The sequence below is a fragment of the Burkholderia sp. Bp9099 genome (assembly GCF_003857805.1).
Classification (GTDB): domain Bacteria; phylum Pseudomonadota; class Gammaproteobacteria; order Burkholderiales; family Burkholderiaceae; genus Burkholderia.
Genome location: NZ_QTPU01000094.1, coordinates 1 through 1049, shown reverse-complemented (window position 1 = coordinate 1049; position 1049 = coordinate 1). Strand labels below are relative to the sequence as shown.

Here is a 1049-nt window from a genome sequence, read left to right as displayed (position 1 = left end):
GCCAGCATGCCGGTCTTGATCGCCGCGTGGCTGCCCTTGATCCGCGATGCGTTCAGGAAGCCCGCGTCGTCGCCGATCAGCGCGCCGCCCGGGAACACCGTCTTCGGCAGCGACAGCAGGCCGCCGGCCGTGATCGCCCGCGCGCCGTACGACACACGCTTGCCGCCTTCCAGGAATGCGCGGATCGACGGGTGCGTCTTGTAGCGCTGGAACTCCTCGAACGGCGACAGGTACGGGTTCGTGTAGCCGAGGCCGACCACGAAGCCGACCACGACCTGGTTGTTGTCCATGTGATACAGGAACGAGCCGCCGTACGTATCGGACTTCAGCGGCCAGCCGGCCGTGTGGATCACGAGGCCCGGCTTGTGCTTCGCCGGATCGATTTCCCACAGTTCCTTGATGCCGATCCCGTACGCCTGCGGATCGGCGTTCGCGTCGAGCTTGAACTTCGAGATCAGTTGGCGGCCAAGATGACCGCGGCAGCCTTCGGCGAACAGCGTGTACTTCGCGTGCAGTTCCATGCCGAGCTGGAAGTTCTCGGTCGGCTCGCCGTCCTTGCCTACGCCCATGTTGCCGGTGGCGACGCCTTTCACGGAACCGTCGTCGTTGTAGAGAATCTCCGCGGCCGGGAAGCCCGGGAAGATCTCGACGCCCAGCGCTTCCGCCTGCTGGCCGAGCCAGCGCGTGACGTTGCCCAGCGAGATCACGTAGTTGCCGTGGTTCTTGAAGTTGTCGGGCAGCGCCCAGTTCGGCGTGGTGACCGCGCTGCTCTCGGACAGGAACAGGAAGCGGTCTTCGGTCACCTCGACGTTCAACGGCGCACCCTGTTCCTTCCAGTCGGGGAACAGCTCGGTGATCGCGCGCGGGTCCATCACCGCGCCCGACAGGATGTGCGCGCCGATCTCGGAACCCTTCTCGAGCACGCACACGCCGATCTCGGTGCCTTTCTCGGCGGCCAGCTGCTTGAGCCGGATCGCGGCCGACAGCCCGGCCGGGCCGCCGCCGACGATCACGACGTCGTATTCCATCGATTCGCGCGGGCCGTATTG

The 1049-nt window shown here is 66.1% G+C and carries 1 protein-coding gene; it reads right to left on the bottom strand.

Annotated features, from left to right (window positions below):
• The coding region (locus DIE17_RS37030; protein WP_185735434.1) for an NAD(P)/FAD-dependent oxidoreductase at nucleotides 1-1049 on the bottom strand (1049 nt) is incomplete at both ends.